The sequence below is a fragment of the uncultured Veillonella sp. genome, assembly GCF_963524655.1.
GTDB lineage: Bacteria > Bacillota > Negativicutes > Veillonellales > Veillonellaceae > Veillonella.
This window is the reverse complement of the sequence record NZ_CAURHA010000019.1, coordinates 25,668-33,593: the sequence shown is the minus strand read 5'-3', so window position 1 is coordinate 33,593 and position 7,926 is coordinate 25,668. Positions and strand designations below refer to the sequence as shown.

Below are 7,926 nucleotides of genomic sequence, written 5' to 3'. Positions count from 1 at the left end.
ACAGATTTTCCAACTTATTGGGATTAGTCACACACACTTTTTGTCCTATAACCCTCTTTTTTGCATAAAAAAGACTCTACCGTAGTAGAGTCATTTTTATTTCCCTCACAAATTAGTCGTGATTAGTTGTTAAGAATTCGCTCAATGCAGCGAGTGCGTCGTCTTCGTCAGCACCGTCAGCAGTTAAAGTAACGGATGTACCTTTTGTAGCGCCCAAAGTCAATATAGTTAAGATGGATTTAGCATCAGCTGTTTTGCCGTTAGCAGCGATTGTCACTTTGGAAGCATATTTAGCAGCCAATTGCGTGAAAGCTGTAGCAGGACGAGCGTGTAAACCAGATTCGTTTGTAATTTCTACTGTTAATTCTTTCATGGTAACCTCTTTCTATCTCGATAGGCCGTGCCTATCCCTTACGTTCTAATAGATATATTGTATCAATTATAAGCGTATCAATTCAAGTATATTACATATGATTATGATGAAGCTTTACCAATTATAGTAAGCCTTTTTCTATTAATACGGATTTAGCATACCCTGTAATTTCTTCAGCCGTGTCCATAGTAAGAGCTTTATTGGCCACCTCTTCACATTCTGCCTTAGAAACGGAACGCAAGATATTTTTGATGAGTGGAATAGAAGATGCTGTCATGGAGAACTCGTCTAGGCCTAGACCTAACAGAATCATTGTAGCCACAGGATCACTAGCAAGCTCACCACACATGCCTGTGAATTTGCCTTGTTCATGGCTAGCATCGATAACATGCTTGATAAGACGTATCACACCTGGATGCAATGGTTGATAGAGACTACCGATAGCTTCATTCATACGGTCTACAGCCAAAGTATATTGGCATAAATCGTTTGTACCGATACTGAAGAAGTCCACATATTTTGCTAAGATTGGAGAAATAACAGCTGCCGCTGGCACTTCGATCATGATACCAACCTTAATATCCTTATTGAACTCTTTGCCTTCTGCTGTAAGTTCTTCCTTACATTCATCAAGCATAGCATTCGCTTGTTTTACTTCTTCTACAGAAGCAATCATAGGATACATGATGTGAATATCACCAAAGGCACTAGCGCGCAACAAGGCACGCAATTGCACTTTGAAAATATCTGGACGATTTAAGGAAATACGGATAGCACGATAGCCGAGGAATGGATTCATTTCGCTAGGCAAATCAAGGCATTTTAATTCCTTGTCGCCACCGATATCCATAGTACGGATGATAACAGGTTTGCCCTTCATATCTTGGGCAACCTTTTTATATTCTTCAAATTGTACATCTTCTGCTGGCAATTCGTCGTTTTCCATATAAAGGAACTCTGTACGGTACAAGCCCATAGTAAGAGCATTTTTAGCATCTTTTGCTTTACCGATATTGCCGAATAATTCTACATAATGACCATCAGTCGTAGTAGCTTCTAAATTCGCAGACTCGCGCAAGCGTTTCAATTCCTCTTGGAATGCCGCAGCTTGGTTTGTATATTCAGACCAATCTGCATCAGATGGATTAATTTCTACGATACCATCTGTGCCAAGAACTACGGCTTTATCCCCATCTACGAAGCTTTCAATATCACCAACGCCCATAACAGCTGGGATTTCCAAGGTGCGAGCCATGATAGCCGCATGAGAAGTAGGGCCACCTGCCGCTGTTACGATGCCTTTTACTACATTTTTGTCGAGAGAGGCCGTATCGGATGGTGCCAAATCTTGAGCCACCAAAATAACTTCCCCAGAAATATGAGATAAACCACGTGGGTTCATACCTAACATGTTCCGCATCAAACGGTCACCGATATCCTTAATATCAGCACCGCGTTCGCGCATATATGGGTCTTCCATACCGAGGAAGATATTCGCAAAGGTTTCAATGGTTTGAGCTGTAGCCGCTACAACATTAGTATGGCCAGACTCAACGAGGGATTTAATACCATCAGATAAAGATGGGTCTTGCGCGATTTGCATATGCGCCTCAAAAATAGCCGCCTCTTCAGGGCCCATTTCGTCTAACGCTTTTTGACGAATCGTATCCAATTGTTTTAAAGTTGCCGCCATAGCCGCTGCAAACTTGCCAATCTCCTCTTCTACCTTGTCCTCAGCCACGGTGTAATCAGGAATGACAATTTCCTCTTGAATATATCTATATACATTGCCTACTGCAACGCCACGAGATCCAGAAATCCCTTGAATTCGCATATGTGTTCCTCTTTCTATTACGATAAACTACATTACTCTTTATTTTATCATTTCTCCGTTAAACAATAAAGTAATTAGACAATATCTATCAGCCTTATCACCTGTCCCACATGGGTTGTTTTTGACTCATCAAACAATTTAATTGACTACTAAATTCAGGTTAATTTTTTGTCTTTTTCGCCATATTTTTATAAGATTTTATCTCATAATCAAGTGCCATTTATGTTATAATATAGAATATATAATTATATACATATGAGACTTTCACGGGCTTCATGGTGAAAGTCTTACTTATTGATAGGAGACTTTATGAAATTAACTAAAATGCATGGTCTTGGCAATGATTTCATCCTCTTTGCCGACCCTCAAGGTGCTAACAAGGACTATACTGATTTGGCGATTCGCCTTTGCGATCGTCGTACTGGTATCGGTGCCGACGGTCTTGCCATTCTAGTTCCTTCAAAAACCTGTGATGTGCGCATGCGCATCATCAACTCTGATGGTAGTGAAGCAGAAATGTGCGGCAATGCAATCCGTTGCTTTGCCAAATATGCCTATGAACACGGAGAAATTACTAAAGAAACTTTTACCATCGAAACCTTAGCCGGTGTAATGAAACCTACCTTAACTATCGAAAATGGTATAGTCACACAAGTTACTGTAGACATGGGCAAGCCATTCTTTGCAGCCCAAGACATTCCGATGGATGTAAATATGGATAAGGTTATCGACGTAGACCTCGATGTAAACGGCGAAACAGTAACTGTAAGCTCCGTATTACTCGGCGTGCCTCATACAGAGGTGTATATCAATGACATTACAAAGGCGCCTGTAACGACACAAGGTCCTATCATTGAAAAACACGATGCATTCCCATCCAATACGAATGTTAACTACATCGAGGTAGTAAATGATAAGCACATCAAGGTTCGCACATGGGAACGCGGTGCTGGCGCTACATTAGCATGTGGTACAGGCTCTTGCGCCTCTGCCGTTATGTCCTTCGAAAAAGGCTTAACAGGCCGCGAAGTAGATGTAGAGCTCTATTTAGGAACATTACATATTTCATACTTGGAGGATGGCACGGTGCTCATGACTGGCCCTGCTGAGGAAGTCTTCGAAACAGAACTTCCTATCGATTAAGATGAAGTGGTTACAACTCATATTAAATGCGTTTCTAAAGTATCAACAAGGCCGTTCTCTAATGCCGAAAAATACGGAGTCGCTCATAGGTTTACTCATATCTATCCTCGTCATTATCATCGCCGTAGCTAATGGTATTGCTATTGGTTACGCCTTGATAGTGGTATGGTGCATCATGGCCTATGTATTCTATCGCAAAGGATACCAACCAAAAGAACTGCTAACCCTATCATGGACAGGTGCTAAAACCTCGATTGTAGTAGTGCAAATATTCTTGCTTATCGGTTGGCTCATTGCTATGTGGCAAGCAGCAGGCATCATCCCAATGATTATCGCCACCGGCATCGACTTGATTAATCCGTCCCTCTTTATTGCTTGTGCCTTCTTATTAACAGCGATTGTTAGCATGGTATTAGGTACAGCTTTCGGTACTGTAGGCACCATGGGTATCGTACTCATCACGATGGCAAGGGCTGGTAATATTCCAGAGGATATCGTAGCTGGTGCCATTATAGCAGGTGCGTACTTTGGCGATCGGAATGGTCCTTTATCATCTAGTGCCTCTCTCGTAGCGGCTTTAACGCATACAAAGGTACCAACCAATATCCCTATTATGTTTAAGGATGGACTGCCAGCACTTGTGATTTCCACAGTGCTTTATCTATTACTATCGCAGTGGTTCCCACTCAACTATACTAATAGCTTGCTGCCCGATACAATCCACTTTGTGTTCAACATCGATTGGACCTTATGGATTCCAGTGATTATCGTCATCGCTTTACTGCCTTTGAAAGTATCGATTCGATGGCCTATCGGCCTCAGTGCATTTACGGCGGCAATTCTAGCTTATACAAATCAAGGAGCTACCCTTTCCGAATTGGGATGGTATACCTTAACAGGCTTTGAACTACCACATTATAATCCGCTAGCAGAGATTATTCACGGCGGTGGATTACAAACGATGTTCATCCCTACATTATCCATCTTTATGGCCACTGCCATTTCTGGCATGCTCGAAGGGGTTGGCTTCTGGAATGATGTTAGACAGCTATTAGAGCGAGCTAAAACGCGGAGCGATGTATTTGCTGCCAATGTAGGTCTCGCACTCTTAACAGGCGCTGTAGGTTGTAGCCAAGCTATAGCGGTTGTAATGACACATTCTATTATGCGCATTACCTACGCCCAACGGGGTATTCAAGATGAAGATGTGATGCTCGACTTTGAAAACAGCGGCATCGTCATTTCCGCCTTACTACCATGGAACATCGCCGCTTACGTACCTGTAGTTATGATGGGTACTAGCACAGCCGGCTATGTACCATTCGCCTTCTTCCTATATCTCGTGCCAATCATGTATTGGTTACGATTACGGAAGCAAGATCAATCAATCATACGCTAATTACAAGATCAGCCAACCATAGGCTCATTAATTTATCTTATCAAGGGGAATTTGTATGATTTACACCATTACCTTTAACCCAGCCCTCGATTATATCGTGCGCCTAGACCACCTCAAGACGGGCACCATTAATCGTACAACCCAAGAATACGTTCTTGGTGGCGGCAAGGGTATCAACGTATCTATCGTACTCAACAACTTGGGCATGGATACAACGGCACTCGGTTTCATCGCCGGCTTTACAGGTGAAGAAATCGTTACGCAGCTCAATAGCTTCGGCGTAAAAGAAGATTTCATTCGACTCCGCGAAGGATTAACTCGCATCAATGTTAAGGTGAAAGCCTCTGATGAGGAAACAGAGATCAACGGCCGTGGACCAATTATCTCGAACGACGAATTAGAAGCCCTCTATAAACAGCTCGACGCATTGACAGATAAGGATACACTAATCCTTGCAGGCAGTATTCCTTCTAGCTTACCTAGCGATATGTACGAGCTCATTATGGAGCGCTTGCAACATAAAAACATTCGCATCGTCGTAGATGCTACAAAGGATTTACTTACACGAGTATTGCCATATAAACCGTTCTTGATTAAACCTAACAATCATGAGCTTAGCGAAATCTTTGGTCGCCCCCTTTCTACAAAGGAGGACCTCGTAGAAGCTGCTAAAGCATTACAAGAGAAAGGTGCACAGCATGTGCTTATCTCTATGGCTGGTGATGGAGCTATCTTGGTCGCAGCTGATGGCACTGTATATACGAGCCCTGCCCCTAAGGGGACGCTCGTAAATTCTGTAGGCGCCGGCGATTCCATGGTAGCAGGCTTTATTACAGGCTTTGAAAAGACAGGCGACCTACAAGAGGCTCTATACTGGGGTATCTCCAGTGGCTCTGCCTCCGCTTACTCTGAAAACCTCGCTACACTGGCAGAAGTAGAAGCATTACTTTCACAAGTACGAGTTAACTAGTTTTACATTTTATTTGCATCAAGGAGTACACATATGCAAATCACTGATTTATTAAAACCTCAATCCGTCCTGCTAAATGCAGACCCTGTTACAAAGGCTGACGCTATTTATACCTTAGGCGAGTTAATGGAAAAAGGTGGCAACCTCATCGACAAAGGTGAGTACTTAGCAGCCGTTTTCGCTCGTGAAGAATCTGGCTCTACCGGCCTTGGTGACGGCATCGCTACACCACATGCTAAATCTGCAGGCGTAAAAGAAGCAGGCCTAGCAGCTATGGTTGTGCCTCACGGCGTAGACTTCGAAGCACTCGACGGTCAACCATCTCGTTTATTCTTCATGATCGCAGCCCCTGAAGGCGCTGCAGACACTCATGTAGAGGTATTGAGCCAATTAGCTATGATGGTTATCGACCCTGATTTCAAAGAAGCCCTCATCGCTGCTCCTACTGTAGAACGCTTCTTGGAACTCGTAACAGCTAAAGAGCAAGGTAACTTTGACCCATCCGTTGAAGGATATATCAAACAGCCAGAATCTCAAGAGACTCCAAGTATTACCGATGCTATCGAAGCTAAAGCTACGGAAGCTATCGAAAAAGTGGCCCCTAAGATTTCTGTAGATAACCCGCACTACGATGTATTGGCTGTAACTGGTTGCCCTACTGGTATTGCTCATACCTACATGGCTGCTGAATCTTTAGAACGAAAAGCCAAAGAAATGGGCATTTCCTTAAAGGTTGAGAAAAATGGTGCTTCTGGTGTTAAAGATGCTCTTACAGCAGAAGAAATCGCTCATGCTAAATGCATCATCGTCGCTTCTGACCGTCAAGTAGAAATGGCACGCTTCAACGGCAAGCCTATGATTCAAACTAAGGTTGCGAACGGTATTAATAAAGCAGAAGAGCTTTTGACAGAAGCCATGTCCGGCACAGCAGCTATATACCAAGCATCAGCAGCAGACCGTGAAGCGGCTGAAATCGCTGCTAGCGCATCTGACAGCGTAGGTCGTCAAATCTACAAACACTTGATGAACGGTGTATCTCATATGTTGCCATTCGTTATTGGTGGCGGTATCTTGATTGCCCTTGCATTCCTATTTGATATATTCGATCCTGCAAATCCTAAGAACTTCGGTTCTGGTACACCTTTATCTAGCTTCTTAATGCAAATCGGTGGTGCATCCTTTGGCTTCATGTTGCCAGTATTAGCTGGTTACATTGCTATGAGTATTGCTGACCGCCCAGGTCTTGTAGCTGGTTTCGTTGGTGGCTTATTAGCTAACCAAGGCGGCTCTGGTTTCCTTGGCGCATTAATCGCAGGCTTTGCAGCAGGTTATTTAGTATTATTAGTTAAAAAATTAGTATCTGGTTTACCTCAAGCGTTAGAAGGTACAAAACCAGTTCTCTTCTATCCTGTACTTGGTGTATTGTTCATAGGTCTTGCCATTACCTTCGTAATCAACCCTCCTGTATCTGCACTTAACCAATGGTTAATGGACTCCTTGCAATCCATGGGCACTACTAGCCGCGTATTGTTAGGCCTCATCTTTGGCGCTATGATGTCCGTTGATATGGGTGGTCCTGTAAATAAGGCGGCTTACGTTATCGGTACAGGTGCTCTTGCGACTGGTGAATATGGTATCATGGCGGCTGTAATGGCAGGCGGTATGGTTCCTCCGTTGGCAATCGCTCTTTGTACTACATTCTTCCCTAGCCGCTTCACAGAAGCAGAACGCAAATCGGGTATTACAAACTATATTATGGGCCTTTCCTTCATCACAGAAGGTGCTATCCCATTTGCAGCGGCTGATCCAGTTCGCGTATTACCAGCATGCATCATCGGTGCTGGTACAGCTGGTGCGTTGTCCATGTTCTTCGAATGTACATTACGCGCTCCTCACGGCGGTATCTTCGTAGTACCAACAATCGGCAACCCACTCCTATACCTTGCATCCATCGCAATCGGTTCCGTTGTGGCTTGCTTCATCTTGGCACTTGTAAAACCAAGCCTAAAAAAATAATTGTAAAAGCTAGTTTAATACTAGTACATATGACAAAAACGTACATATGCTAAATAAGTACATATAGCAAAAGGACTAGAACTCTAGAGTTCTAGTCCTTTTCTTATGCAAAACACCCTATCCCATTCATGATATAGGGTGTTTTTGATGCAATAAGTTATGAACTAAGTACTTTAAATTTATTTATATTT

6 protein-coding genes are annotated in these 7,926 nt (G+C 43.2%); 4 read left to right on the top strand and 2 right to left on the bottom strand.

All coding sequences use genetic code 11. The annotated features are described in order from the left end of the window. Positions 1-112: 112 nt before the first annotated feature. Positions 113-373, bottom strand: coding sequence for an HPr family phosphocarrier protein (locus RYM16_RS05275; RefSeq protein ID WP_314982765.1), 261 nt, complete (start codon positions 371-373; stop codon positions 113-115). Positions 374-494: 121 nt separating this feature from the next. Further along, entirely contained in the window at positions 495-2,207 is a 1,713-nt protein-coding gene (gene ptsP, locus RYM16_RS05270) for a phosphoenolpyruvate--protein phosphotransferase (RefSeq protein WP_314982763.1), read from the bottom strand. Positions 2,208-2,516: 309 nt separating this feature from the next. On the opposite strand from ptsP, the gene dapF reads away from it, so the two are divergent. Genes dapF through RYM16_RS05250 form a run of 4 tightly spaced genes read left to right on the top strand, consistent with a single transcriptional unit; the run spans position 2,517 to position 7,735 of the window. Continuing rightward, the gene (gene dapF / locus RYM16_RS05265) at positions 2,517-3,350 is read left to right on the top strand and encodes a diaminopimelate epimerase (protein ID WP_213467239.1); all 834 of its coding nucleotides are present in this window, start codon (positions 2,517-2,519) and stop codon (positions 3,348-3,350) included. Between the two features lies 1 nt (position 3,351). After that, positions 3,352-4,749: a Na+/H+ antiporter NhaC family protein gene (locus RYM16_RS05260; protein WP_314982761.1), complete on the top strand. Its 1,398-nt coding sequence runs from the start codon at positions 3,352-3,354 to the stop codon at positions 4,747-4,749. A gap of 55 nt (positions 4,750-4,804) precedes the next feature. Further along, on the top strand, positions 4,805-5,719 hold the full coding sequence (gene pfkB, locus RYM16_RS05255; protein ID WP_314363595.1) for a 1-phosphofructokinase: 915 nt from the start codon (positions 4,805-4,807) through the stop codon (positions 5,717-5,719). A gap of 33 nt (positions 5,720-5,752) precedes the next feature. Further along, complete coding sequence (locus tag RYM16_RS05250; protein WP_314982759.1) at positions 5,753-7,735, top strand: fructose-specific PTS transporter subunit EIIC; 1,983 nt, start codon at positions 5,753-5,755, stop codon at positions 7,733-7,735. The last annotated feature ends 191 nt before the right edge of the window (positions 7,736-7,926 follow it).

Bases quoted from the DNA above. Each gene is read 5' to 3' on its own strand.
- RYM16_RS05275 (WP_314982765.1), bottom strand. From the start codon at position 373: ATGAAAGAATTAACAGTAGAAATTACAAACGAATCTGGTTTACACGCT.
- ptsP (WP_314982763.1), bottom strand. From the start codon at position 2,207: ATGCGAATTCAAGGGATTTCTGGATCTCGTGGCGTTGCAGTAGGCAAT.
- dapF (WP_213467239.1), top strand. From the start codon at position 2,517: ATGAAATTAACTAAAATGCATGGTCTTGGCAATGATTTCATCCTCTTT.
- RYM16_RS05260 (WP_314982761.1), top strand. From the start codon at position 3,352: ATGAAGTGGTTACAACTCATATTAAATGCGTTTCTAAAGTATCAACAA.
- pfkB (WP_314363595.1), top strand. From the start codon at position 4,805: ATGATTTACACCATTACCTTTAACCCAGCCCTCGATTATATCGTGCGC.
- RYM16_RS05250 (WP_314982759.1), top strand. From the start codon at position 5,753: ATGCAAATCACTGATTTATTAAAACCTCAATCCGTCCTGCTAAATGCA.